This is a genomic window from Vibrio sp. B1FLJ16, assembly GCF_905175385.1.
In the GTDB taxonomy this organism is placed as follows: Bacteria; Pseudomonadota; Gammaproteobacteria; order Enterobacterales; family Vibrionaceae; genus Vibrio.
In genome coordinates this window covers 1992604-2017828 of the sequence record NZ_HG992749.1, presented here as the reverse complement: position 1 = coordinate 2017828, position 25225 = coordinate 1992604, and the positions used below count along the sequence as shown (strand labels likewise).

At 43.5% G+C, this 25225-nt stretch carries 22 protein-coding genes and 1 pseudogene; 12 read left to right on the top strand and 11 right to left on the bottom strand.

The window, feature by feature from the left end; genetic code table 11:
- Nucleotides 1-303: 303 nt before the first annotated feature.
- The 5 genes from KHN79_RS09145 (at nt 304) to KHN79_RS09125 (ending at nt 5160) form a co-directional block, all read left to right on the top strand.
- Nucleotides 304-1788 carry a flagellar sheath protein A gene (locus tag KHN79_RS09145; RefSeq protein WP_182008496.1) on the top strand — a complete coding sequence of 495 codons (1485 nt, stop codon included), beginning with the start codon at nt 304-306 and terminating at the stop codon, nt 1786-1788.
- Nucleotides 1789-2020: 232 nt separating this feature from the next.
- Nucleotides 2021-2791 (top strand): ABC transporter ATP-binding protein, encoded by a 771-nt coding sequence (locus KHN79_RS09140; protein WP_182008495.1) that lies wholly within the window; start codon nt 2021-2023, stop codon nt 2789-2791.
- A 95-nt stretch (nt 2792-2886) separates the two neighbouring features.
- Complete coding sequence (locus KHN79_RS09135) at nt 2887-3657, top strand: ABC transporter substrate-binding protein (RefSeq protein ID WP_182008494.1); 771 nt, start codon at nt 2887-2889, stop codon at nt 3655-3657.
- A gap of 81 nt (nt 3658-3738) precedes the next feature.
- Entirely contained in the window at nt 3739-4479 is a 741-nt protein-coding gene (locus KHN79_RS09130; RefSeq protein ID WP_182008493.1) for an ABC transporter permease, read from the top strand.
- Nucleotides 4480-4482: 3 nt separating this feature from the next.
- Nucleotides 4483-5160, top strand: coding sequence for an ABC transporter permease (locus tag KHN79_RS09125; RefSeq protein WP_182008492.1), 678 nt, complete (start codon nt 4483-4485; stop codon nt 5158-5160).
- 71 nt (nt 5161-5231) lie between these two features.
- Here KHN79_RS09125 and xthA read toward each other — a convergent pair whose 3' ends face one another.
- Nucleotides 5232-6038, bottom strand: a complete 807-nt coding sequence (gene xthA / locus KHN79_RS09120) for an exodeoxyribonuclease III (RefSeq protein ID WP_182008491.1) — start codon at nt 6036-6038, stop codon at nt 5232-5234.
- 176 nt (nt 6039-6214) lie between these two features.
- On the opposite strand from xthA, the gene KHN79_RS09115 reads away from it, so the two are divergent.
- Complete coding sequence (locus tag KHN79_RS09115; RefSeq protein WP_182008490.1) at nt 6215-8332, top strand: methyl-accepting chemotaxis protein; 2118 nt, start codon at nt 6215-6217, stop codon at nt 8330-8332.
- 64 nt (nt 8333-8396) lie between these two features.
- On the opposite strand, the gene rsmS is transcribed toward KHN79_RS09115, so the two are convergent.
- From rsmS to dinG, 4 genes and pseudogenes are all read right to left on the bottom strand, one after another.
- Nucleotides 8397-8561 (bottom strand): pleiotropic regulatory protein RsmS, encoded by a 165-nt coding sequence (gene rsmS, locus KHN79_RS09110; protein WP_182008489.1) that lies wholly within the window; start codon nt 8559-8561, stop codon nt 8397-8399.
- Nucleotides 8561-9106 carry a primosomal replication protein gene (locus KHN79_RS09105; protein ID WP_182008488.1) on the bottom strand — a complete coding sequence of 182 codons (546 nt, stop codon included), beginning with the start codon at nt 9104-9106 and terminating at the stop codon, nt 8561-8563. Before KHN79_RS09105 ends, rsmS begins: the two co-directional genes overlap by 1 nt.
- On the bottom strand, nt 9103-9888 hold the full coding sequence (locus KHN79_RS09100; protein ID WP_182008487.1) for a TSUP family transporter: 786 nt from the start codon (nt 9886-9888) through the stop codon (nt 9103-9105). The genes KHN79_RS09105 and KHN79_RS09100 overlap by 4 nt, the downstream gene beginning before the upstream one ends.
- Before the next feature lie 14 nt (nt 9889-9902).
- Nucleotides 9903-11979: pseudogene (gene dinG / locus KHN79_RS09095) on the bottom strand (ATP-dependent DNA helicase DinG).
- A 515-nt stretch (nt 11980-12494) separates the two neighbouring features.
- Here dinG and KHN79_RS09090 point away from each other — a divergent pair.
- Nucleotides 12495-13517 (top strand): porin, encoded by a 1023-nt coding sequence (locus tag KHN79_RS09090; protein ID WP_182008485.1) that lies wholly within the window; start codon nt 12495-12497, stop codon nt 13515-13517.
- A gap of 76 nt (nt 13518-13593) precedes the next feature.
- Entirely contained in the window at nt 13594-14259 is a 666-nt protein-coding gene (locus tag KHN79_RS09085) for a DUF2057 family protein (RefSeq protein ID WP_182008484.1), read from the top strand.
- A 91-nt stretch (nt 14260-14350) separates the two neighbouring features.
- Here the strand turns inward: KHN79_RS09085 and KHN79_RS09080 are convergent, their stop codons facing one another.
- Nucleotides 14351-15049: a pseudouridine synthase gene (locus KHN79_RS09080; RefSeq protein WP_182008483.1), complete on the bottom strand. Its 699-nt coding sequence runs from the start codon at nt 15047-15049 to the stop codon at nt 14351-14353.
- A 314-nt stretch (nt 15050-15363) separates the two neighbouring features.
- Here KHN79_RS09080 and KHN79_RS09075 point away from each other — a divergent pair, with 314 nt between their 5' ends.
- Entirely contained in the window at nt 15364-17589 is a 2226-nt protein-coding gene (locus KHN79_RS09075) for an NADP-dependent isocitrate dehydrogenase (RefSeq protein ID WP_182008482.1), read from the top strand.
- A 135-nt stretch (nt 17590-17724) separates the two neighbouring features.
- Here KHN79_RS09075 and cspD read toward each other — a convergent pair whose 3' ends face one another.
- Nucleotides 17725-17943, bottom strand: a complete 219-nt coding sequence (gene cspD, locus KHN79_RS09070) for a cold shock domain-containing protein CspD (RefSeq protein ID WP_182008481.1) — start codon at nt 17941-17943, stop codon at nt 17725-17727.
- Between the two features lie 724 nt (nt 17944-18667).
- Here cspD and clpS point away from each other — a divergent pair.
- Nucleotides 18668-18988 (top strand): ATP-dependent Clp protease adapter ClpS, encoded by a 321-nt coding sequence (gene clpS / locus KHN79_RS09065; RefSeq protein ID WP_182008480.1) that lies wholly within the window; start codon nt 18668-18670, stop codon nt 18986-18988.
- A gap of 47 nt (nt 18989-19035) precedes the next feature.
- Complete coding sequence (gene clpA, locus KHN79_RS09060) at nt 19036-21306, top strand: ATP-dependent Clp protease ATP-binding subunit ClpA (protein ID WP_182008479.1); 2271 nt, start codon at nt 19036-19038, stop codon at nt 21304-21306.
- Between the two features lie 152 nt (nt 21307-21458).
- Here clpA and infA read toward each other — a convergent pair whose 3' ends face one another.
- From infA to aat, 3 genes are all read right to left on the bottom strand, one after another.
- The gene (gene infA, locus KHN79_RS09055; RefSeq protein WP_001040192.1) at nt 21459-21677 is read right to left on the bottom strand and encodes a translation initiation factor IF-1; all 219 of its coding nucleotides are present in this window, start codon (nt 21675-21677) and stop codon (nt 21459-21461) included.
- Between the two features lie 82 nt (nt 21678-21759).
- On the bottom strand, nt 21760-22461 hold the full coding sequence (locus KHN79_RS09050) for an arginyltransferase (RefSeq protein ID WP_182008478.1): 702 nt from the start codon (nt 22459-22461) through the stop codon (nt 21760-21762).
- Nucleotides 22458-23168, bottom strand: coding sequence for a leucyl/phenylalanyl-tRNA--protein transferase (aat, locus tag KHN79_RS09045; protein WP_182008477.1), 711 nt, complete (start codon nt 23166-23168; stop codon nt 22458-22460). The genes KHN79_RS09050 and aat overlap by 4 nt, the downstream gene beginning before the upstream one ends.
- A gap of 317 nt (nt 23169-23485) precedes the next feature.
- Here aat and aroA point away from each other — a divergent pair, with 317 nt between their 5' ends.
- Nucleotides 23486-24766: a 3-phosphoshikimate 1-carboxyvinyltransferase gene (gene aroA, locus KHN79_RS09040; RefSeq protein WP_182008476.1), complete on the top strand. Its 1281-nt coding sequence runs from the start codon at nt 23486-23488 to the stop codon at nt 24764-24766.
- Between the two features lie 70 nt (nt 24767-24836).
- On the opposite strand, the gene KHN79_RS09035 is transcribed toward aroA, so the two are convergent.
- Entirely contained in the window at nt 24837-25085 is a 249-nt protein-coding gene (locus tag KHN79_RS09035) for a YciN family protein (protein ID WP_182008475.1), read from the bottom strand.
- Between the last annotated feature and the right edge of the window lie 140 nt (nt 25086-25225).

Below are 25225 nucleotides of genomic sequence, written 5' to 3'. Positions count from 1 at the left end.
TCCTCAGATTTTGGTTGAAGTCTAACAAGATAGCCACTTAGGGTGATTGATTTAGATCACTTAAAGAAACGATGTGAAATAAAACTACAAGATGTATCGAGACTATAAATGAGATAGTGGCTAAGACGTGTAATTTGATTACACAAGTCGCGTAAAATAACAAAACGTAGAGGTGATATCACACTAGTAGCACGTAAAATATCAATATTCATCATGCAGATATAAAGGTGGCTTCATTCTTGCTTAAACGAAAAAAGACGATTTTTTCTGGCTACTTATTGCCGCTCAGTTTAGGAAGTAAAGATGAAACAACTTAAAATTCTGCCGTTAGTGGCAATAATCTCAGGTGTGATGGTCGGCTGTGGCGGCGGAAGTGGTAGTAGCGGCGGTGGTTCGGTACCTGCTCCAAAATACACGTGGCAAATGATTAACTTGTATGCAACAGAGCAATCTAATGTTGCCACCGGATGTGTCATTTATGATGAGCAAGAAGGGGACACAGGAAAAGTCATCACAGCGAGAGTGGCGGATCGGGGATTCAACGTCTTGTATCACAATGCAGACGGCTCTGTTATTACTGAATATACAATTGATGACATCCCTTCTACAGGAAAGGTGACTATAGATACGGGTTTAGTTCCTGAGGATGGCTACGTATCAGTAGAAGAAGTGTCTGGTCTGCTTGCGGGCGATCAAGAAGTTTATATGTTTACTGTCCAAAAAGAATTTTTAAGCAACATGGTGGTAAACGTGAGAACGGCGCAAAGCTCCAGCAATGTTTGCTACCAGGGCGAGCAAAACTATTCTGAAGTCTCCGAAGATGCGGTTGTTAGTGTTAGGCAGCGTAGTGCAGATACTAGCTATTATCAGAGCAGTTACATTGATATGGCAGTTGACGGGCATCAAATAGCTTCTGACATACCAGTACAAGCACCTCTACAAGCAGATAAGAAAGTTTTAATCACTGCGTTTGATACATATGAGTCAGGTAAATACAGCGATCTAATGCATTTTGTTTTTGCAGACGCTTCTTCTATTTATGATGTGAACAACCCACCTGCATCCCTCGTTAATAACACGATGGTGGACGTAGAATATAGTGACGTAAATTTTAGTGTCACTGGAATTACTCTTAATGACGAAGGCAACTCCGTAAATCTTGGCTTTAGTAAAGAACTTTACCTGTGGCAGCCTATTTATCCATCGACAACAATGCTGTCTTTCGACGGAGCAAATATCGCTGCAAACGGTTGGACAGTTGAGCTTAGTGGTAAAGTAGATTCAGGTGATTGGAATTACCATTCGCTGACCGCATACAACGGGCTAGATTTAAACTTAGACGCCCCTTATGTGAGCAGTTTTACATCGAGTACATCGAGTTGTGGTGATGCGACAAATTGTTTAAACACCACTGGTTACACAGACAGTGAGTTTGATATTCAGCGCACACACATCAGATCGGTGACACGTAGCGGTAATGCTTTTTATCAAACTATTTTTTCTAAGCCGTCTAACAGTCAGGTGTTGATGGAGAGCTCCTCAGAAGAAGTACTAGATTTGGGTGATAGTGATCGCGTCGAAGTAAGTATTGCTTCATTAGATTCTGACGATAGCCAATCAGTAATGTACTTTATTGAAAATAACCATAATATTCAAAGTGTTGTTACTGGTTCGTCGCCTGATTTTACAGACTTAAACGGCTCAGTATCAACGGCAACTCAAATCAAAAACCGTAAAGTAGCTATGATGACTGAAAATGTGACCATCTTAGAAAATAGCGCAAATTGATGGTTTTAAATTGTTAAAACGGCCCCTCCAGTGAGGGGCTTTTTTATGCATAATATTCACGAATTAAAGTATATAGTGCTAAGAATTGCATATTAATTTACATATCCAATCTAACTATTCGATTTATTTAGGTTAATCATTTGTTGCAACTTTCGGGCCGCGGTGCTAATTTGTTTCGAATTAGATAGGGCGGAGTCCCTAATGGCAGTGATAAATACAGGGAGTAAAGCGCATGAATGATGTACCAGCGCTAGATATAAAAAACCTGCACAAAACCTTTGGTCAGAATGAAGTTCTAAAGGGAATTTCTCTTTCCGCACATAAAGGGGATGTTATATCTATCATCGGCTCTTCCGGTTCTGGTAAGAGTACCTTTCTTAGATGTGTTAATTTATTAGAAACACCAACCGCAGGTGAAATCTGGGTTAACGGCGAGCTTATTCAAATGAAGAATAACCGAGCTGGAGAATCAGTACCTGCCAACGAGAAACAAGTACAGCGTATTCGTTCCCGTTTGGCCATGGTATTCCAGGGTTTCAACCTATGGTCCCACCTAACCGTGTTAGAAAATGTCATTGAAGCGCCCGTTCACGTACTGGGTATTCCGAAAGCTCAGGCGATTGAAAACGCAGAAATGCTACTTAAAAAAGTAGGTCTGTACGAGCGTAAAGATTATTACCCTGGGCATTTGTCAGGTGGTCAGCAGCAACGAGCAGCTATCGCCCGCGCACTAGCGGTCGATCCGGAAGTGATGTTGTTTGATGAACCTACATCTGCACTCGATCCTGAGTTGGTTGGGGAAGTTCTTGGGGTAATGAGAGATTTGGCAGAAGAAGGACGCACCATGCTGGTCGTGACTCATGAGATGGCATTTGCTCGTGATGTATCAAACCACGTTATGTTCCTCCACCAGGGGTTGGTAGAAGAACAGGGTGATCCAGCCAAGTTGTTTTCAAATCCGGATTCACCGAGATTGAAACAGTTTATCTCTTCGATTTATTAAGTATTTTTTATTAAGTAAGTTGGGCGGCAGCTTTTTGCCTCCCGAGTAAACACAACAACAAAACTAAATAAAATGGAAATCACAGGAGTATGGAAATGAAAAAGTGGTTATTAGCAGCAACTCTTGCTGCAACAGCAGTATCTGGCGTAGCTCAAGCGAAAGAATGGAAAACGGTTCGTTTTGGTATTGAAGGGGCTTATCCTCCATTTAGCTGGACTGAAACGGATGGTTCGCTTAAAGGTTTTGACGTGGATATGGCAAATGCACTTTGTGAAGAGATGCAAGTGAAGTGTCAGATCGTTGCTCAGGATTGGGATGGCATTATTCCTTCTCTTCTGGCTCGTAAATACGATGCAATCATCGCGGCAATGTCCATTACCGAAGAGCGTAAGAAGAAAGTCGATTTCACCGGTAAGTATGCTCAAATTCCAAATAAATTTATCGCGAAGAAAGGCGCTGGACTCAATTTTGATGACCTTAAAGGTGTGAAGATTGGTGTACAGCGCGCTACAACTCACGATAAGTATGTGACCGATAACTACGGTGATGATGTAGAAATAGTGCGTTACGGTTCATTTGATGAAGCTTACCTGGACCTAGCTAATGGCCGAATCGCTGCTGTTCTAGGTGATGCATCAGCTCTCGAAGAAGGTGTTATCAATAAAGCAGGCGGTGATGCTTACGAGTTTGTTGGTCCGTCACTAACTGATGCTAAATGGTTTGGCGAAGGCATGGGTATTGCTGTTCGTAAGCAAGACAAAGATCTGACGCAAAAACTTGATGCAGCAATCTTATCTTTACGTGATAAAGGTGTTTACCAAGAAATTGCAGCTAAATACTTTAAATACGACGTTTACGGCAAGTAAGCTGTGAGTAAGCGACCGTTGGCTTGTTCCTAGAAGTAGTCGACGGTCGATTTTTTGAGTTTAGGGATTAGGAACTCACCTATGCTGGATTTACAAGGATATGAAGCATCAATCTTTACGGGTGCTTTAGTGACGATAGAAGTCGCAGCACTCTCTTTGTTGCTTGCGATGATACTGGGCATGCTTGGTGCTTTAGCTAAGCTGTCACCTTACAAATGGGCAAGAGCTATTGCCACACTTTACACCACCATTATTCGTGGTATCCCAGACTTAGTTCTGATGATGCTTATCTTCTTTGGTGGGCAAATACTTTTGAATAATAGCCTTTATTCTATCAATGAAACATTGAATGAGTGGTTTACGGCGAGTGACCCTAACCATGAATGGACGTCATACCTACCTGACTATATTGATGTTAGCCCGTTTATTGCCGGTGTTCTGACAATAGGTTTCATTTTTGGCGCATACATGGCGGAAACGTTCCGTGGTGCAATCATGGCTGTCGACAGAGGCGAGCTTGAAGCTGCGAAAGCGTATGGTATGAGTGCAGTCTTGTCGTTCAGACGAATTCTTTTACCTCAGATGATCCGTCATGCTCTGCCTGGATTCGGTAACAACTGGCTGGTATTGCTTAAAACAACCGCGCTGGTGTCGATTATCGGTCTTGAAGATATGGTGCGAGTGAGCTCACTGGCTGCTGGCTCTACAAAAATGCCGTTCACGTTTTATATGGCAGTCGCGATTATCTTCCTGTTCTTTACCAGTGTTTCTACGGGTTTACTTAAACTTGTGGAGCGTAAGTTCAGTATTCATGCGAGGTAAGTTATGGATTTTTCACTGATTATTGAAAGCTTTCCTACCTACCTACAAGGTCTGTGGACGACGGTATGGCTGGTGGGTATTTCGCTTATTATCGGCCTGTGTACTTCTATCCCGTTGGCTATTGCAAGAAACAGTAAAAACTATGCTCTGAGTATGCCTTCATGGGCGTTTATTTACTTTTTCCGTGGTACGCCGCTGCTGGTACAGCTTTATCTGATTTATTACGGTATGGATCAGTTCTTTCCGGTAAAAGGCACGCTTTGGGAAAACGCTTGGTTTTGCGCCTTGGTCGCTTTTGTGTTGAACACCTCAGCATATACCGCGGAGATAATTCGCGGGGCGATTAACGGATTACCAAAGGGTGAAGTTGAAGCAGCTAAAGCATACGGGATGAGCACGTTAAAAACGTATCGACGAATCATTTTGCCGAGTGCATTACGCAGAGCTATTCCTGCTTACTCTAATGAAGTTATTTTTATGCTTCACGGCAGTGCGGTAGCGGGTATCGTAACCATCATGGATTTGACTGGTGCTGCACGTTTGGTGAACTCACGTTACTACGCGCCATTTGAGTCGTTTTTAACGGCGGGCTTATTCTACATGTCGTTGACGTTTATCATCCTGTGGTGCTTTAAGCATGCAGAAAAACGGCTGCTAGCGTATTCCAGACCGCTAAGCTAAAACCGACAGAGAAAAATAAATTTAAAAGAGCGCTCATTGATGCGCTCTTTTTCTTTTTTGACTGAATGAGTTTACTTAAAAGTAGACCAGATTGGAGCGTGGTCGGAAGGCTTTTCAATGCCACGCAGTTCATAGTCAATACCAGACTCGATACATTTCTGTGCAAGAGAAGGTGTCGCCAAAATCACATCAATCCGCAGGCCGCGATTGTCATCAAAGCCGCGGGAGCGGTAATCAAACCACGAAAATCTGTCATTTACTTCTGGGTACAGTTTACGGAAGGTATCTTCAAAGCCCCAATCTAACAGCGTTTTCAGCCATTCGCGCTCTTCTGGTTGGAATGAACATTTACCTGTTTTGAGCCAGCGTTTACGGTTTGGTTCGCCAATGCCAATGTCGGCGTCAATAGGACTGATGTTGATGTCACCCATTACGATCAGCTCTTCATCGTTATTGTGGTGATCGTTAAGGTAAGTCATCAGGTCTTTGTAGAACTGGCGTTTATAAGGAAATTTAGTTTCGTGACTGATGTTATCCCCTTGAGGGAAATATCCGTTTAAGACTGTTACTTTTTGGCCGTTTTCATCTTCAAACGTCGCCATAATCATACGTTTTTGGTGTTCTTCATTATCGGTAGGAAAGCCTTTTTGAACACTGATTGGTTCCTGCTTACAAAGCATTGCCACACCGTAATGTGCTTTTTGACCATGAAAGTACACTTTGTAACCCATGGCTTCTACATCTTCTATCGGGAATGCTTCGTCATGAACTTTTATCTCCTGAAGACCGATGACATCAGGCTGATGTTTGTCAATTAGAGCCTGAAGCTGGTGGAGTCGGGCGCGAAGTCCATTGATGTTAAAGCTGATTACTTTCATTATTTATCCTTGTCAAAGGGAGTATTTGACAAGGATGTTACCATTGCTTAGGCCATCTGAAAACGCTTCGCAGATAATGCTAAGAGTTTGAATAAATGTTAAATATTTAATTGCTATTGTGCGCGCGTATGGTTTAATGTGTCTCGAAAATGAGTTTGCTTGTATAAGGATGTTGTATGCGAACCATATCTGTGCAGTGGAAAATCACGCTTCTTTCCGGGCTTTGCCTGCTTATCACCTCGTTATCTCTTATTGGGTTTTCAGTCTATAACGCGCTTGGAAATCAGCAGCTATTGCAACAAGAAAGTAGCACTTCCGTCGTCAAAAAATCAGAGCAACTGCTTCAAACACGCGCTTTACTGAATGCGACAGAAGTAACAGAGTACCTGAATGAGGCAACTTATCGTGCGGAAATGCTTGCCGCCAATGCTCTGTTTTTCAAAACCAATTCTGAAGAAAACTTTGGTAGCAGTGAAGATTTACGTTCTGCACTGAATGAGATGATTCGTCAGGCCGTTCTTCGCTTTGATAACGTCAATGCCGCTTACTTAGTTTTTAAACCTGACTTGCTAGACAGTGAAGATGCTAACTACACGAGTGCCAGTTATGTTGGTTCGAATGAAGCAGGGCGTTTTGCTACTTACTGGTCTAAAGCGAGTAACGGTGAGAATGTCATAGCAGATACGTTGTCGGAACAAGTACTGTCTCTAAGCGAGAATGCTGAGCGTTTCGCTTGCCCTTTGTCCTCTGCTCAAGCCTGTATTTCCTCTCCTCGATTACGCAACGCGGATTCAGCACAATTCCTGACGACTTCGATTTCGATTCCTATCATTGTTGAGAGCATGCCTATCGGCTTTTTGGGCATGGAGCTGCGACTAGATCAATTAACTAACTTTGTTTTGAGTTCAGATCAGAGTCTGTTTTCGGGGCAAGGGAATGTGGCGATGGTCAGCTTAGACGGCACTTTACTCGCGTCAGATAACCCTCAAGGTGAGCTTGGGCAGCCATTTTCCAGTTCACTAGTCTCTAAGGCTAAACTGAGCGATTTACTATCGGCCGGTGAAGCTGGTATTGAATGGGGAGAGTCAGGTGAGTGGATGACGGTTTTTTCACCTGTTCAGATTGCTAACCAGACCTGGGGCGTCATTTTTGAAATGCCTCGCTCTGCAGTATTAGCGGATGCTGACCAACTGGACGCGCTCATAACCCGCAATATGCAAAAGGGAATGTTGATTGAAGTTGGCGTTGGGGTTCTTATGCTTCTGGTTGGCTTAATAACAACCGGAATTCTTGCTAAAGCATTAGTTAAGCCGATTCGCGAAGTTGTGATTCGCCTTGAAGATATAGCGACAGGCGAAGGAGACTTAACTCAACGTCTAGATATTACGTCACAAGATGAGATTGGACAGCTAGCAAGTGCATTTAACCGCTTTTTAGAACGCTTACAGATGACAATAAAAGAAGTCGTGACGACTTCTCGTCAGTTAGCGGACAAAACTGAGCATGCGAAACAGGTAGTCGCCGCGACAAGAAACAGTAGCGATGCTCAGTTTAAAGAGGTCGACTTGGTTGCGACAGCAGCGGAAGAAATGACACAAACGGCCGCGCTGGTGGTCCAGAATGCCGAAATAGCGGTGAATGCAGCTGGTGAGGCGAGTGAGTCTGCGGAAAAAGGCCAGCAAGTGATTCGCGCTTCTGAAATTCAAATGCAGGAACTGCTTTCTACTATGACTAATGCAGTTCCTGTCGTGGAAGACCTGGCGAAGAATAACAGCAATATAACGGAGATACTGACGGTCATCGAAGGGATTTCCGAACAAACTAATTTACTCGCACTGAATGCAGCAATTGAAGCAGCACGTGCCGGAGAACAAGGCCGTGGTTTTGCTGTGGTAGCAGATGAAGTGCGTAATCTAGCCAGCCGGACTCAAAGTTCAGTAGGCGAAATCCGTGAAGTGATTGCGAGTGTTCAAATTGGTACTCAGGCTGTGGTTGAATCAATAACTGACGGTAACCAGCGCGCGCAAGCGTCCGCTGAACAGGTCAATATGGCGGTCAATGAATTGCAGAAAATATTCGAATCCATTGCTGCTATTAACAATATGAATACGCAGATTGTAAAAGCGGCGGAAGAGCAGCAATCCGTTTCGAATGAAGTTAACCAGAGTGTGGCTAATATTCGAGATTTAAGTGGTGAAATACTGGAGCAGGCTCAGATTTCGGAAAATGCGGGTATGGAGATGGAATCGCTTTCTAATCAGCAGCAAACACTAATGGGGCAGTTCAAAGTTTAATCACGAAATAGCCAGATTTAAAAGGGGAGCAGCGACGCTCCCCTTTATCATATTTGATACTGGGTTACTGTGTTTTCAGCTTATTCTCAAGGTCACTTTGCACGATCTTAATCGCTTTTAGCGCTGTCTCAGGATCAATTTCATTCGTCTCTAACAAGTAAATCAGGTCGACGGCTAACTTTATCTCTTCTGGCGCATCTTCTAAGGGGGATTTGGATTGCTCGGACATTACTGATGTTTTTCCCTGTGAGTTATTTGGTTTTCTAGTTTCACTAACGCAGCTTCACATCGTTCTAGCCTTTGTTCTGTTGCGAGCAGAACTTTCTGCGCTTCTGCACGGGCGAAGCTCGGAGCTGTTTCTACGGCTTTTTCTTTATCAAGCACCATTTCCCTTAATCGCCGAGCCCATTCCTGATGTTGAGCCAATTCCTGATACAACACATTGATTGGTTTACGGAAATGGCTGCTGTGCTTGATTTCATTCTTGCGAATTTTTGTCGTTGAAATTTCACGCTGTATAGCGGCAATCTGCGCGACTAAACGTTCTGTGATGTATTCTGCACGCAGGGCCGTGAGCTTACCTTCAGTTTGCTCGCGGACGAGCGTCCCCAGCGTCGCTTTAGCCTCTTTTACGCACGGAACTAACAATCGGGAACGACAATTGAATAGCCTCTCATCAAACAGTGGTACATGGTGCTCGCCTCGACTTCGGTCAAGCAACGCAGCTTGTTTTGCCATCTGCTCCAGATGTACTGAAAGTTGTTCTATATTCATGCCAAACCTACAAACCAGGCGTCATAAGCTAATTTAATCGCAAGCACACTCACTACGGTCACAAAGACAGGGCGAATGAACTTAGAGCCGAAACGAATTGCGGAGTGGGCACCAACAAACGCTCCTGCCATTAAGCATAGACCCATGGTTAAGCCCAATACCCAGTTAATGTGGCCTAATACCGCAAAAGTAATGAGCGAGGTAAAGTTACTGGTGAAGTTCATTGCCTTTGCCAGACCAGAGGCCAGTAAGATATTCAGGCGATATAAAGCCATCGAACTTACCGTCCAGAATGCCCCCGTTCCCGGGCCTGCTAACCCGTCGTAAAACCCAAGTGAGAAGCCTTGCACATACTGTTTTCTATGCAGAAGAGGGCAGGGCTCTGGTATCGGGCTTTGGTGGGTTGTTTTAGGTGTTTTATGAAAAACCGTGTACAGAGCTGCGGCTAAAATGATTAATGGCAGCACTTTCTCTAGCCATTCTGTACTGATTGCATCGACAAATAGTGTCCCTAACGCTGCCCCAATTAAAGTGGCAACAAAAGCTCTTCCCCAGCACTGAGGTCGGAACAAGCGTTTTTTATAATAGGTAAAAGCAGCTGTTGAAGAGGCAAAGGTCGCTGCGAGCTTGTTTGTACCTAAAGCAATATGAGGTGGAAGCCCCAAAGATAGCAACGCTGGTACGGTCAGCATGCCTCCACCTCCGGCGACCGCATCAATGAACCCAGCAACAAAAGCGACAAGCGCTAACACCAGTAACATGCCTGGCTCAATCATTTCCATAAATGGTTAGTCTTCTAATATTCTATTTTACGTTTAAATGGCGGCAGAGAGTCGATTAAGGCTTGCCCGTATCGTTTTGTGACAAGGCGTCTGTCCAGAATCGTCACTCTACCAGAGTCGCGCTCTTTACGCAGTAATCGACCTACGCTTTGTATCAGCTTTTTGCTCGCGTCCGGAACGGTTATCTGCATGAACGGATTTCCGCCTTTTTTCTCTATGTACTCTGAATGTGCTTGTTCAACAGGAGAGGTTGGAACGCCAAACGGGATTTTAGTAATCACCAGATTTTCAAGGAGCTCTCCCGGTAAATCGAGGCCTTCGGAAAAGCTGCCTGTACCAAATAAGACACTGGTTTTGTTGGTTTCTATTAGTTTTTTATGTTTTTTTTAGAATTTCTTGACGAGAACTTTCGCCCTGAACCTGCAGAGCCCAGCCGCGTTTTATAAAATCTGAAGATAATGCTTCAGCGACCTGGTTCATTTGCCAGTAAGAAGAGAATAATACCAAGTTGGCTTTGTTGTCTTCTAAGTACTTAGGCAAAATCTCGATAAGATATTCAGTAAACTGAGGTGCCGCTGGCTCATATTTCATGGCGGGGATAAACAACTCTGCCTGATTTTGATAATCAAACGGAGATGCTAGAGCTAAAAACTGCGTCCCAGACTCTGGCTTGCCATCAATACCTGTTTGATGGCAAAAGTAGTGGAAAGAGTTTAGTGCTCTAATTGTAGCCGACACCAAAACCGCACCAATACAACGGCTCCAGATCTGCTGATCAAGTTGCCAGCCGATTTCTAGTGGTGATACGCTGACAATGAAATCACCTTCTCGATCGGGATGTTTCTCCAGCCATCTCGCGAGTGGTGCTCCTTTCTCCCGTGTTGGTTCTGCCATAAGGCGCCAAACCTGAGCAAGGTTTTCTAGGCGCTGGATGTAAAAACCTAGCTCTGCCAACGCAGGTTCCGCTAATCTCGCCGCCAGCTCACCATCTTTTACTCGTTCAGCAATAAGGTCTGCTATTTTCGCAACACTTTGATTGGCTTTTTTACTGGCTTGTTTTAGTTCTTTGGACTGATTTTCTAACCAGGTTGGCAACTCGCCATGTTCAAAGCGATAGATACCTTCTTCAAAATGTGCTGGGTCAAACTGCTTAGTTAACTGACTGAGCTCCGGAATTAAGGTTTGAACGGATTCTTGAAGGTCATTACGAAAGCGCGCGACACGTTTCTCGTCAGCGAGTGATGAGAACTTACTAATAGATTGATTTAATTTCTCCAGCCATGCCGCCGCGCCTTTTAAACTGGCAGATGCTGATGCATGATCTCGCGCTACATGAGGAAGGTGATGCGCCTCGTCGAAAACATAAATCGTATTTTCTGGTTCCGGTAAAATTACGCCGCCACCCAAGTCGGCATCGGCCATAACCAAAGAGTGGTTGGCAATGATTACATCGTTCTTATCCAGCTCTGAACGAGCTTTCTGAAACGGGCAGCCACGGTGCCCCGGCAAGCTGTTATTACAACTGTGCTTATCACTTACGATCAGTTGCCAGAGCTGGTCATCAATTGGTTTTGGCCATGAGTCGCGGTCGCCATCCCATTTCCCCTGTGCAAGAGAGCGATACATGGTTTCCAGCAGTTCAATATCTTTCTTCTTTGGTTTGGTTTCAAACATAGCTAATTGTCCGCCATCAGCGCCGCTCGCTGTTGCGAGTTTCTCAGCACAACAATAGCGTTGGCGGCCTTTCGCCAGAACAAAAGAAAACGTTTGATCAGTAATACGGCGGAAAAGTGGCAGATCTTTATTAATAAGCTGTTCTTGCAATGCGACTGTGGCAGTAGAAATCACAACTTTTCGGTTGTTGTTTACGGCGACAGGAATCGCTGCCATCAGGTAGGAGAGGGACTTACCAATGCCCGTCCCAGCTTCAGCAACCAACATCCGGTTGGACTTATGATATTGACCACATAGCGTTTTGGCTATTTCCGCTACCAGATAGTTTTGCGCTCGTCTAGGAACAAAGTTATCAAGCTGAGCTTGCAGATTCTGGTAGCTAGTGCGAATTGAATTTTGAATATTGGTGGTCAGCATACGGGCCTCTGGTGCGTTGGAGGCGAATAGTAGCACACAACACTAGACGTAAAGTAGTTCACAAAATGGAATGCTTTTATACCGAATATAGATCTTGTTCACAAAAAAAAGATTGAACCAAATTCAAATGAAATTAGTTTCACTATTGCTAGTATACAAAAATCTAAAAAGTAAAAACATAGCAGCCTTTTATCCCAAAAGTGTGTTTATTAAATAATCGAATAGCGTGCTTTATTTTGATAATTGATATGTTCATAAATTGTGAAAAATCAAGTTTATTGTTTAGATGTTAATCGAATAAATGAAATTTAAAATATCAAGCTATTGTTTTTTAAGTGTTTTTTGTTTTTTTTACATTTCGGTTTAGAAAATTTGACAGACAGAATAATCTTTTGCACTCTTAGTCGCAGATTTTGGGAATGCATTGCGTAACAGTGAGTTACCGTTCAGACTCAATCATAAAAAAAGGGAATCGGAAAGGATATCCCAATCTAAGAAAAGGCAGTGGATTAATTATGAAAAAGACTCTTTTAGCACTAGTAGTTGCTGCATCAGCAACTGCTTCTGTAAATGCAGCTGAAGTATTCAAATCTGAAGAAGGTTCTGTAAACTTTTACGGTCAGCTTCGTCCAATTTTAGTATTCTCTGAAGGCAACGACCACACAGCTGAGCTAAACACTAGTTCTTCTCGTATGGGTGTAAACGGTGTTTACGTTGTAGACAGCGGCCTAAAAATTCTAGGTGAAGTTGAAATCGGTGTTGGTCTAGGTGACAACTACAACGCTGGCGACGACTCAAGTGAGCGTAGCGACGATTCAGTATACGTTCGTCGTCATATCTTCGGTCTAGACATGGGTGACGCAGGTACTCTACGTATCGGTAAAGAAGGTACTTTTGCTGATGACGTTTACGGTGCTGATTACTCTTACTTCTTCGGTGGTTCTGCACTTCTTTACGGACACGCGTGGAACAACTCTTCTCAAATCAAATATGCATTTGAAAACGACGCATTCTGGCTAAAAGCTGGTTACGCTCTAGGTGAGAAAGACTCTAACGAAGAAATCCGCGAAGTATTCGTAGGTAAATCTTTCGGCGACCTAGCAATGCACGCTGGTGTTCTTTCTTCTGAAAATAAACTGTCTTCTCAAGGCAGCAACAGCGAAAACCTATCTTTCGAAGTTACTGGTGAATACGCACTAGGTGAGCACGTTCTAGGCGCTACTTACTACTACAACGAAAACGATGACAAAGCTGCTGGCGAAGTTGTTGATTCTCACGGTATCTCTCTAGCGGGTATGTTCGCTGTAGCAAACAAAACTACTCTATACACTGGTTACGAGCTAGTTCTTGCTGAGTCTGACGCAAAAGATAGCGTAGACGGCGATGCATCTCGCGCATACGCAGGTGTTGAATACAAGTTCTCTAAATGGGCTCGCGTATTCGCAGAAGCGGGTTACGTATTCGAAGAGACTACAACTGCTGACGAGAAAAAAGACAGCGCGACTAACTTCGGTCTAGGTGCTCGTTTCTACTGGTAATCAATTCCCAGTTTGATATTGTAAGACCCAGCTTTATGCTGGGTCTTTTTTTATGTGAATAAGGATGAAAAATTCTATGCAGTTATCATTAAAAGTAGCGATGGCATTGTCAGTTTTTGCCAGTAGTCAACTATTTGCTGCAACGACTTTGGTGGTGCCAGATGACATTAAAGTATTGGCTGTCAATATGGAGAAGCCAAAGCTAGAAGGTGGTCTTTTCTCAGCGGAGAAGACAATAGACATCCCAGACGGAACGAATCAAATAGTCTTTAAATATCAACCGGAGTTTGAAATTGGCGACGCTATTAAAGTCGCTTACAGCGATGTGATAATCGCTAAGTTTGACGTAGAAAATGAAACGCTCCAGTTTGAATTACCAGAGTTCAAAACTTACCGTCAGGCGCAAACCAACATTTCACCGCTAACGTGGCAGCTGATGGATTCAACAGGGAATCCAATCTCTCTTGTAGAAGACATTCTTGTATCTGATGGCGTGCAGATTGGCCGTAATTACCCACAAGAAGCTCGTAACTATAACATTGCGGGTGGTGTTGCCGGGGTCGCTGTGACTTATGTTACCGTGAACCAGCACCAGCAAGCGGTTACTGGTGTCGAGCCGACCGTAGAAGCGAGCAGTGCAGATACAAAAGATAGTCAGATGGTTGATCTGCTAAAAACCATGTATCAAAAAGCCTCACCTGAGGAGCAAGCTGCGTTTAAAGCTTGGGTTAAACAGCAGTAAACAGCTACAGTTTCTAAAACATAAAAGCAGGACTTGTCCTGCTTTTATGTTTAATGCTTTGTTATAAGCGCTTGTTTTTTGTGTTTAGAGGTTAAAGCGCAATTTCTCTCCACTCACCAGGCTGAAGAGTTCCTAATCTGATGTCGCCCATTGAATAACGTACCAGGCGTAGTGTCGGGAAACCGATATGGGCAGTCATACGTCTCACCTGGCGGTTTCTGCCCTCAATGATAGTAATGGATAACCATGTCGTAGGAATATTGGCACGAAATCGCACCGGTGGTGTTCTCTGCCAAATATCTGGTTCCTCCATGATTTCGACCTTCGCCGGAAGTGTCATACCGTCTTTCAGCTCGACGCCTTTACGTAACTTTTCCAGATCGTCTTCTCGTGGTGTGCCATCAACTTGTACCCAGTACGTCTTAGGGGACTTTGACTTGGGCTGAGTGAGTTTTGCCTGCAAAATGCCGTCATTGGTCAGCACCATCAGGCCTTCGCTATCGCGATCTAAACGGCCTGCCGCATAAACATCTCTTACGGGAATATAATCGGCGAGTGTTTTTCGACCTTCACCGTCAGTAAACTGGCTGAGAGTGTCATAAGGTTTATTAAAAATGATGACCTTACGATCTTTTGGGTCAATACGTGTTTTTTGAGTTTGTGTATTGCGTATAGGGCGACGTCTGTTCTTATTCTGCTCTTGCGATTGTGGCTTTGCTGTGCGTTTAAAATGCCCCGCTTTAGATTGATTACTACGATGACCTTTTCCATAACCTGTGCGAGATGACATGTTAACTACCCTGCAAAAATGTAAATGAAGTGTGTTTGAAAGTTTTAAGTTTTCTCATGATGGGATATCATTTGCGCGCCTAAATTTAATAAACGCGCACAGAATGATAGACTATTTCGTGTTATTTGTTTAATTATATCCGTGTGCCCATGGATTAGGAGCCAAGCTCTCAAAACTATAACAAAGAGTGCACACCGCATGTCGCGTTACCTAGGGGAATCGAACTTCTAAAAAGCGGGGCAGTGCGTCAAATAAACCAACTCAGAACTTGAGTTGATCAACCAACAAGTTGATTAAAAAAATAGGGAAATTTCATGCCTACAGAAAAGCCTACAATTATCTACACCATCACCGATGAAGCACCAGCGCTTGCAACATACTCATTGCTACCAATCATTCAATCGTTCACAGCATCGTCTGGCATTAACGTAGATACTCGTGATATTTCACTAGCAGGTCGAATTATCGCTAACTTCCCAGAGCATTTGAAAGAAGAACAACGTATTGGCGATGCGTTGACAGAGCTTGGTGCTCTTGCACAGACTCCAGAAGCAAACATCATCAAGCTACCGAATATTTCTGCGTCTATCCCGCAGCTGAAAGCTGCAATCAAAGAGCTTCAGGGTAAAGGATACGATTTACCTAACTACCCTGAAGAGCCAGCAACTTACGAAGAAGAAGCAATTAAAGCTGCTTACGACAAAATTAAGGGCAGTGCAGTAAACCCAGTTCTTCGTGAAGGTAACTCAGACCGTCGTGCTCCGCTTTCTGTTAAGAACTATGCTAAGAAAAACCCTCACTCAATGGGTGCATGGTCACCAGACTCAAAATCACACGTAGCTAGCATGTCTGGTAACGACTTCTTTGGTAGCGAAAAATCGACCACGATTTCAGGTGCGACCGATGTAAAAATCGAGTTTGTTGGTGCTGACGGAGCAGTTAAAGAACTTAAAGCGGCATTCCCGCTGTTAGATAAAGAAGTGATTGACTGTTCAGTGATGAATAAGAAGGCACTTGTTGAATTCTTTGAAAAAGAGATCGCTGAAGCAAAAGCACAAGATGTGCTGTTATCACTACACATGAAAGCGACCATGATGAAGGTCTCTGACCCGGTCATTTTCGGCCACGCAGTCAAAGTGTACTACAAAGACGTATTTGCTAAGTACGGCAAGCTATTCGAAGAGCTTGGTGTTGATGTAAATAACGGTCTTGGTGATGTGTACGCGAAAATAGAAACGCTTCCAGCAGATCAAAAAGAAGAAATTGAAGCGGCAATTCAGGCGGTTTACCAAACTCAGCCTGAGCTGGCAATGGTTGACTCTGACCGCGGTATCACTAACCTGCACGTACCAAGTGATATCATTGTTGATGCATCTATGCCGGCAATGCTTCGTTCTTCTGGTCAAATGTGGGGACCAGACGGTAAGCAAAAAGATACTAAAGCAATGATCCCGGATCGTAGCTATGCAGGTATTTACCAAGCAGTTATCGACTTCTGCAAAGAGCACGGTGCATTCGACCCTACAACTATGGGTAGCGTACCGAACGTTGGCCTCATGGCGCAAAAAGCAGAAGAGTACGGTTCACATGACAAGACATTCATTCTTGATGCAGCAGGTACAGTACGTGTTGTAGATACAGCGGGTCAGGTTCTTCTGGAGCAAGCTGTTGAGCAAGGTGATATCTTCCGTATGTGTCAGGTTAAAGATGCTCCAATTCAAGATTGGGTAAAACTGGCGGTTACTCGTGCACGCGCTACAGGTGTGCCAGCGGTATTCTGGTTAGATGAAAACCGTGCGCATGATGCTGAGCTGATTAAAAAGGTAAATGCTTACTTACCGGATCACGATACAGATGGCTTGGAGATTAAGATTCTATCGCCAGTCGACGCATGTCTGTACTCTCTAGAGCGTATTAAAGCAGGTCTGGATACAATTTCTGTAACTGGTAACGTACTACGCGACTACCTGACTGATTTGTTCCCGATTTTGGAGCTGGGTACATCAGCTAAGATGCTGTCGATTGTACCTCTGATGAATGGTGGCGGTCTGTTTGAAACCGGAGCTGGTGGTTCTGCACCTAAGCACGTTCAGCAAGTTGAGAAAGAAAACCATCTTCGTTGGGATTCACTAGGTGAGTTCCTTGCGCTGGCGGCTTCTTTAGAGCACCTGAGTGTTGTAACGGGTAACGCTAAAGCACAAGTGCTGGCGGATACTCTTGATAAAGCAACGGGTGAGTTCCTGGACCAAAATAAATCACCATCGCGTAAAGTTGGTGAGCTGGATAACCGTGGTAGTCATTACTACCTTGCTTCATACTGGGCAAAAGCACTGGCTGAACAAACTGCTGATTCTGATCTGGCTGCAGAGTTTGCTCCAATTGCAAAAGCATTATCAGAAAATGAAGAAGCGATTGTTGCTGAGTTGAACAACGCGCAAGGTGTTAAGGGTGAGCTAGGTGGTTACTACCTACTTGATGACACATTAGTTTCTAAATTAATGCGTCCAAGTTTGACTCTAAACACAATTATCGAGAAGTAAGAACTACGGAACACACCTTATTAGGTGTGTTTTCCTGATAATAAAAAACCCGCTAACATGGCGGGTTTATTTGTCTCTGCGTAATGACAATTCGCTATTACGTGAGCACAGGTTTGTTTTCGACAGCGAAGTAAATTACTTAGCTTGGTCCTCGATTGGTATTACGCTGCTTGCGTGGCAACCTTTCGGACCTTTTTCAATCTCATATGAGACTTGTTGGCCTGCTTTCAGTGTACGATAACCGTCCATCTGGATAGTCGAGTAGTGGGCAAAGATATCTCCTTCTTCTTCGTCTGAACAGATAAACCCAAATCCTTTGGCATTGTTAAACCACTTTACTGTACCTGTAGCCATGCTTATACATCCCTCATGCATTTTTAACTGTTGTTACTCACCAAGTTATACCTTTAACTTGGAACTACTTTTAACGACTGAAGATAAATACTAATCCGAACGTTTATCCTCTCTGATGCTGCTTTACGTCTCGAGCCTTTATCTTATAGATTTATCGAGATGATATTTATGCATCAATACTCTCCACTGTAGTCAATGAATTAATACAGTCAATAGTGTAATGCAACAAATAGAAACATTATTGAAAACAAATCAGTTTTGAGATTAACAATTTTATAAACAAATTTGGTTGAGGTTGACCGACGTTTAGTTAGTTTGGCTGAATTAGGTTAGTGCAAATAAGAAACCATACTAGTTTTTTTGCATAACATAGTGAAATCATCTAACTGCATAGAAAGTGAATATTTGGCTATAAGTATCGTATTATTTTGAAAAAATTGTGATCTGAAACAGGCGGTGATTTTGGAATACGAAGTCCGGTTTAAGAGCAAAAAATGGCGTACTGAATAGAGTGATGGTTAAAGATAAGCGTATGGTAAATCGATCCGCATCTTTTATTTGCGTGCCCGCTGGAGGTGCATTAGTCTCTATATAAGGTAGTAATTTTTATCTATCAAAGTTCTACTTCGGTGTCACTTCTCACTACACCGCTCGGCATGCTTGTGGTAGATTGTTTTTATAGGTCGAAAACATCAACCCCTTGATACGATATCTTTAATGTGCCATGAGTAAAAATTTTGAATGGGTGACTCCAGACTCTGATCTTCTGGAGAAAGAAAGTACAAAAATTCAGCCACCTAAGCTGTATAACGTTGTACTCAATAATGATGATTATACACCTATGGATTTTGTCATAGAGGTACTTGAGCGATTCTTTTCTCACGATATTGATAAAGCGACCCAAATAATGCTCAAGGTTCACTACGAAGGAAAGGCAGTTTGCGGAACATACAGCGCAGAAATTGCCGAGACAAAAGTAGCGCAAGTTACGATGTACGCAAGGGAAAATGAACATCCGTTACTTTGCACTATGGAGCAAGCGTAAAAGAAGACTTGCTCGAACAACCCCAGCTGTCTTTTCGGGAGGTACTTATGCTAAACAAAGAATTAGAGTCAAGCCTTAACAGTGCATTCGCTCGTGCGCGCGACAAACGTCATGAGTTTATGACAGTCGAACACCTCCTACTTGCATTATTAGAAAATGATGCAGCGAAGGAAGCCTTATTAGCCTGCAAAGCCGATTTGGACGCTTTGCGCAACGAACTCGATATTTTTATCGATCAAACTACGCCTCTTATCCCTGACAGTGATGAGACTCGTGAAACCCAACCGACTTTAAGTTTCCAACGCGTACTGCAACGCGCAGTATTTCATGTTCAGTCGTCTGGTCGCAATGAAGTAACTGGGGCAAACGTACTTGTTGCAATTTTTAGTGAGCAAGAGTCGCATGCCGCTTACCTCCTTAAAAAGAACGACATCTCTCGCCTGGACATCGTTAACTTTATCTCCCACGGTATAACTAAAGCTTCAGGGGCAAGTGAAGATCCGTCTTCATCCGATTCTTTCAGTTCAGAAAGCGTCGACGATCCTAATGGCGAAGAGCGATTAGAGAGTTTTGCTACTAACCTGAACCAAGCTGCCAGAGAGGGGCATATTGATCCTCTAATTGGGCGCGACAAAGAACTTGAACGTACTATCCAGGTACTGTGCCGCCGGCGTAAAAATAATCCATTACTGGTAGGTGAAGCTGGGGTAGGTAAGACAGCCATTGCGGAAGGTTTGGCTTGGAGAATCGTTGAAGGGCAGGTGCCTGAAGTGATTCAAAATAGTGTGATTTACTCTTTGGATATCGGTTCATTGCTTGCTGGTACCAAATATCGTGGTGACTTCGAGAAGCGTTTCAAAACCATTTTGAAGCAACTTGAGAAAGAAGACGATGCCATTCTCTTCATTGATGAAATACACACAATTATTGGTGCTGGTGCCGCTTCTGGCGGGCAGGTTGATGCTGCTAACTTAATTAAACCACTGCTAAGCAGCGGTAAGCTGCGTTGTATAGGTTCTACAACGTATCAAGAGTACAGCAATATTTTCGAGAAAGAGCGTGCACTGTCTCGTCGTTTCCAAAAAATCGATGTTGTCGAGCCGTCACTTGATGATACGACCAAGATCCTCATGGGTCTTAAACCTAAATATGAAGCTCACCATGAAGTTCGCTACACAAATAAAGCACTTCGAGCGGCGGTAGAGCTTTCTGCAAAATATATCAATGAGCGTCATTTGCCAGATAAAGCGATTGACGTTATTGACGAAGCTGGCGCATGTAGCCGCTTAGCACCTGTTAGTCGTCGTAAGAAGACGGTTGGTGTTGCAGAGATCGAAGCCATGGTCGCAAAAATGGCTCGAATTCCAGAGAAGTCAGTTTCTTCATCAGACAAAGATATTTTGAAGAACTTAGACAGAAAGATGAAGCTTTTGGTATTCGGTCAGGACAATGCCATAGATGCATTGTCTGAAGCTATTAAGTTAACGCGTGCAGGGCTTGGGGTAGACAACAAGCCTGTAGGTTCGTTCCTGTTTGCAGGACCTACCGGTGTGGGTAAAACGGAAGTTACAGTGCAGCTATCTAAGTTACTTGGTATTGAGCTGCTGCGTTTTGATATGTCTGAATATGGTGAACGTCACTCGGTGAGCCGTTTAATCGGTGCACCTCCAGGTTACGTAGGCTACGATCAGGGGGGCTTGTTGACTGATGCGGTTATCAAACATCCTCACTCTGTTGTGTTGCTGGATGAAATTGAGAAGGCGCATCCTGATATCTTTAACTTGTTACTTCAGGTTATGGATAACGGTACCCTAACGGATAACAACGGCCGTAAAGCAGACTTCCGTAACGTGATTCTTGTCATGACCACGAACGCGGGCGTAGCTGAAACTGAGCGAAAATCCATTGGCCTTATTCAGCAAGACAATAGTCACGATGCAATGGCAGAGATCAAGAAAGTATTCACGCCAGAGTTTCGTAACCGCTTGGACAATATTATCTGGTTTAACAGTCTTGATGAGAGTGTCATTCATCAAGTTGTCGATAAGTTTATTGTTGAGCTCCAGGTACAGCTGGATGCGCGCGGAGTTTCTATGGAAGTTTCGCAAGACGCACGTCACTGGTTAGCAAATAAAGGTTACGACAAAGCTATGGGTGCCCGACCTATGGGGCGTGTTATTCAAGAGCAACTTAAGAAACCGCTCGCCAATGAACTTCTGTTTGGTTCACTGGTCAACGGCGGTACTGTTAAAGTTACTCTTGTTAACGATGCGCTGGAGTTTGAATACTTGAGTGAAAAAGAAGCCGCAGTACACTAGGCCCAGTGTTCAACCCTAAGATAAATAAAAAAGGATGCGTACTTCGCATCCTTTTTGTAAATACTGAGTATGGGTTACTAACCAATACTTCGACCACAAATAAAAAACGGAGCTCAGCACTCCGTTTTTTATTTGCATCCGAAAATCAAAGATTAACGAGCGCGGAAGACGATGCGGCCTTTAGACAGGTCGTATGGAGTCATCTCTACAGTTACTTTGTCACCCGTAAGGATACGGATGTAGTTCTTACGCATCTTGCCAGAGATATGAGCAGTCACAACGTGACCGTTTTCAAGTTCAACACGGAACATAGTGTTTGGTAGAGTGTCAAGGACAGTGCCTTGCATCTCAATTACGTCTTCTTTAGCCATTTAATCCTCTTTAGAAATTAGGCAAATATTAGCGGGCGATATTGTGCCGCTAAAAAGTAATTATGTAAAGTTGGGGCGTATTCTACCCTTGCCAACGCTGATTTACTAGCCTTTGGTGGTGCTGAAAGCGTGTTTTATAGTTCATTGCTGGACATTCATCAATCTGATAACCCAGATATAGCCACTGCTGGTTATGCTCCTGGCAATATTCTATTTGATACAAAACCGCTAATGTTCCCAGGGATAAAGGGCAATCAGGGTCAAAAAATGTATAAAAAGCACTCGAACAATGGTCCATTATATCCGTGACGGCCACGGCTATTAATTGATTAGATTCATTATAGACGTGCAAATACAAGGTAGTCAGCCAGTTTGTTTGAGCGAACCGAGCAAACTCGTCGCGCTTAGGTGGGTACATAGTACCGTTCTGGTGCCGTTTAGAAATGTAACGGCTATATAAATCAAACCAATCTTCGTCCATTTTTGGTTTCATTTCCCAACGGAAAAGTTGCGCTTTTTTGAGTAAACGTTTTTGACTTTTTGATGGGGTAGAATACTTAACCGCTATACGGATTGGCTGGCATGCATTGCAGTGCTCACAATGCGGTTTGTAAATTGTATCGCCACTGCGTCTAAAACCATTTGCCATTAAAAGTTGATAGTTTTTTGCAGTGTGTAAACTCTCATCAAGTGCGACCGCAACGCGCTCTTGTTGCTCTGGTAAGTAACTACAAGGGTGGTTGTTAGTTAACCCGATACGAATGTGTTGTAAATCCGTGCTCATAATTGAGAGTTCCGCAAAACCTGAGGCTCAAAAGTGTCTGGTGCTGTCTGCTTTTCTCTTAAAGATAGTAGCTTTTGCATAAAGGCGTCTCGCTCGATCTCAAATGCACCAAGTGAGGCTAAGTGTGGGTTCATGATCTGGCAGTCAATCAGTTGACCTTGTTTAGTTTTCAAATGATTACATAGATACCACAAGGCAATTTTTGATGCATTGTCCTTTAAACTAAACATAGATTCGCCACAAAAAAGTAACCCGACACTTATTCCATATAACCCTCCGATTAGTTCATCCTCATGCCATACCTCTACAGAGTGACAGTAGCCGAGATTAGCGAGTTCTATATACGCGGCTTGCATATCTTCATTTAGCCAGGTTTCACATGCAGGTCGAGTTGAAGAGCAGAGATTAATAACACGCTCTGTAGCCTGGTTAAGGGTGACTTGGTAATTGTGTTTTCGTTGAAACTTTTTAAGACTTTTAGACGGTTGAAAAGTCGAAGGATCAAAAACGGCTCGCGGAGAAGGGCTCCACCACAGAATAGGCTCGCCGGGACCATACCATGGGAATATACCTTGATGATAGCCGTTGAGTATTCTCATTGGATCCAAATCACCACCGAAAGCAAGCAAACCGTTCGGATCACTCAGCGCTTTATAAGGCGAGGGAAAATTGAATGTGTTATCCAGTTCAGTCAAATAGATTGCCATACAGAATTCATTACCAACACAAGGTTTATGATGACCCAAACGCAAAATACAGGGAGAGTATGGTTGGGATCATACTGCTTTTACCATTTTTCGCCAATGCTGCCTATTTAACGAACGTAGCAATACTGGAAAAAGACGTCTGATTTGTCTGGCGAAACGGTGGATTCCTAACAAATAAACCTGCTGACTAATTATTCATAAATTAGCCTAGATTTACTCTGGTTTTGTGTTGGTTTTTTCGATAGTCTGAATCCACGAAGAATTGTTTAGCTCTCAACACATCATGAAATGAGAGCACAAAGGATTATCAACTTTTAATGGAAAGCCTAACGTTACAACCAATCAGTAAAATCCAAGGGGAAGTCAACCTTCCTGGCTCGAAGAGCGTTTCTAACCGAGCACTGTTATTAGCCGCTTTAGCCCAAGGCACCACTCGCCTGACTAACCTTCTCGATAGCGACGATATCCGTCATATGCTTAATGCGCTCACAACACTTGGTGTTCAGTATCAGTTATCTGATGATAAAACCGAATGTGTTGTTGAAGGCTTAGGCCACCCGTTTTCGGTATCTGAGCCGGTCGAGCTGTTTTTGGGGAATGCAGGAACAGCAATGCGCCCTTTAGCCGCTGCATTATGTCTCGGTGAAGGTGAATACGTGTTGACTGGCGAGCCTCGTATGAAAGAGCGTCCAATCGGTCACCTAGTTACTGCATTGCAGGAAGCTGGTGCAAACATACAGTACCTTGAAAACGAAAATTACCCACCGCTTAAAATTATCGGTACGGGTTTAAAATCGGGTACGGTATCGATTGATGGTTCCATTTCTAGTCAATTTCTGACAGCTTTCCTGATGTCGGCACCACTGGCGGAAGGCGAAGTGCGTATTCATATTGAAGGTGAACTGGTATCTAAGCCATACATTGATATCACGTTGCATATCATGAAACAGTTTGGCGTGAACGTTATTAACAATGACTATCAAGAGTTTGTCATTCCTGCGGGCCAGCATTATGTCGCACCTGGTGATTTTCTGGTAGAAGGCGACGCATCTTCCGCTTCTTACTTCCTGGCTGCTGCGGCAATTAAAGGTGGTGAGGTTAAAGTTACTGGTATTGGTAAAAACAGTATCCAGGGTGACATTCAGTTTGCAGACGCTCTCGAAAAAATGGGCGCAGAGATCGAATGGGGCGATGATTATGTAATTGCCCGTGCTGGCAAGCTTAAAGGGATCGACATGGATTATAACCATATCCCGGATGCTGCAATGACAATTGCCACAACCGCTCTGTTTGCAGAAGGTACAACTGCTATTCGTAACGTATATAACTGGCGCGTAAAAGAGACCGATCGTTTGTCTGCTATGGCGACTGAGCTTCGTAAAGTTGGTGCTGAAGTAGAAGAGGGTGAGGACTATATTATTGTTAAGCCGGTTTCTCAGCTTAAACATGCTGCGATCGATACCTATGATGATCACCGAATGGCGATGTGCTTTTCTCTGGTAGCACTGAGTGATACACCAGTGACAATTAATGATCCTAAGTGTACATCTAAGACGTTTCCGGATTATTTCGACAAACTTCAGTCATTAAGTTGTTAAGAAAATATCTCAATCAAAAGCCAGAGTCTCTAAAGCTCTGGCTTTTTTAATTGTGCAAGCATCTAAGTGCTTATTTATTTAGCGTAAATTCTTTTGAAAGATGATGTGCGAGGTACTTGAACATATTGAAAACAGCCGTTGTGTTCATCGTTGGCATTCCTTTATCGTCCAGGAAATACTCGCCTTTAAACACCAAAACGTCGTCTTTTTCTTCTACGCTTGTCGCGCGCATTCCTTCGATGTAATCATCGTGTTCCTGGATGATTTGGTTCGCGATTAAAAGAAGGTCAAACTCTTCAATAAACTTTCTATCAGACATAACGTTCCCGTCATTCAGTAATTCAATACTGCGAAGTATACCTATAATTTGCAGGTGATTATAACTCTATCTCGGTTTAATCAAGCAGATTATTGATTTCATCAAACGACCTAGGCTCACACTCGATTTCACACTTCAAA

Excerpts from the sequence above, each read along its gene's own strand:
- rsmS (WP_182008489.1), bottom strand. The coding sequence starts at position 8,561 with ATGTCCGAGCAATCCAAATCCCCCTTAGAAGATGCGCCAGAAGAGATA.
- KHN79_RS09125 (WP_182008492.1), top strand. The coding sequence starts at position 4,483 with ATGGATTTTTCACTGATTATTGAAAGCTTTCCTACCTACCTACAAGGT.
- KHN79_RS09130 (WP_182008493.1), top strand. The coding sequence starts at position 3,739 with ATGCTGGATTTACAAGGATATGAAGCATCAATCTTTACGGGTGCTTTA.
- cspD (WP_182008481.1), bottom strand. The coding sequence starts at position 17,943 with ATGGCTACAGGTACAGTAAAGTGGTTTAACAATGCCAAAGGATTTGGG.
- KHN79_RS09100 (WP_182008487.1), bottom strand. The coding sequence starts at position 9,888 with ATGGAAATGATTGAGCCAGGCATGTTACTGGTGTTAGCGCTTGTCGCT.
- xthA (WP_182008491.1), bottom strand. The coding sequence starts at position 6,038 with ATGAAAGTAATCAGCTTTAACATCAATGGACTTCGCGCCCGACTCCAC.
- clpS (WP_182008480.1), top strand. The coding sequence starts at position 18,668 with ATGAGTAAAAATTTTGAATGGGTGACTCCAGACTCTGATCTTCTGGAG.
- KHN79_RS09085 (WP_182008484.1), top strand. The coding sequence starts at position 13,594 with ATGCAGTTATCATTAAAAGTAGCGATGGCATTGTCAGTTTTTGCCAGT.
- KHN79_RS09035 (WP_182008475.1), bottom strand. The coding sequence starts at position 25,085 with ATGTCTGATAGAAAGTTTATTGAAGAGTTTGACCTTCTTTTAATCGCG.
- KHN79_RS09145 (WP_182008496.1), top strand. The coding sequence starts at position 304 with ATGAAACAACTTAAAATTCTGCCGTTAGTGGCAATAATCTCAGGTGTG.
- KHN79_RS09140 (WP_182008495.1), top strand. The coding sequence starts at position 2,021 with ATGAATGATGTACCAGCGCTAGATATAAAAAACCTGCACAAAACCTTT.
- KHN79_RS09075 (WP_182008482.1), top strand. The coding sequence starts at position 15,364 with ATGCCTACAGAAAAGCCTACAATTATCTACACCATCACCGATGAAGCA.
- KHN79_RS09115 (WP_182008490.1), top strand. The coding sequence starts at position 6,215 with ATGCGAACCATATCTGTGCAGTGGAAAATCACGCTTCTTTCCGGGCTT.
- aat (WP_182008477.1), bottom strand. The coding sequence starts at position 23,168 with ATGGCAATCTATTTGACTGAACTGGATAACACATTCAATTTTCCCTCG.
- KHN79_RS09105 (WP_182008488.1), bottom strand. The coding sequence starts at position 9,106 with ATGAATATAGAACAACTTTCAGTACATCTGGAGCAGATGGCAAAACAA.
- KHN79_RS09135 (WP_182008494.1), top strand. The coding sequence starts at position 2,887 with ATGAAAAAGTGGTTATTAGCAGCAACTCTTGCTGCAACAGCAGTATCT.
- KHN79_RS09090 (WP_182008485.1), top strand. The coding sequence starts at position 12,495 with ATGAAAAAGACTCTTTTAGCACTAGTAGTTGCTGCATCAGCAACTGCT.
- clpA (WP_182008479.1), top strand. The coding sequence starts at position 19,036 with ATGCTAAACAAAGAATTAGAGTCAAGCCTTAACAGTGCATTCGCTCGT.
- aroA (WP_182008476.1), top strand. The coding sequence starts at position 23,486 with ATGGAAAGCCTAACGTTACAACCAATCAGTAAAATCCAAGGGGAAGTC.
- infA (WP_001040192.1), bottom strand. The coding sequence starts at position 21,677 with ATGGCTAAAGAAGACGTAATTGAGATGCAAGGCACTGTCCTTGACACT.
- KHN79_RS09050 (WP_182008478.1), bottom strand. The coding sequence starts at position 22,461 with ATGAGCACGGATTTACAACACATTCGTATCGGGTTAACTAACAACCAC.
- KHN79_RS09080 (WP_182008483.1), bottom strand. The coding sequence starts at position 15,049 with ATGTCATCTCGCACAGGTTATGGAAAAGGTCATCGTAGTAATCAATCT.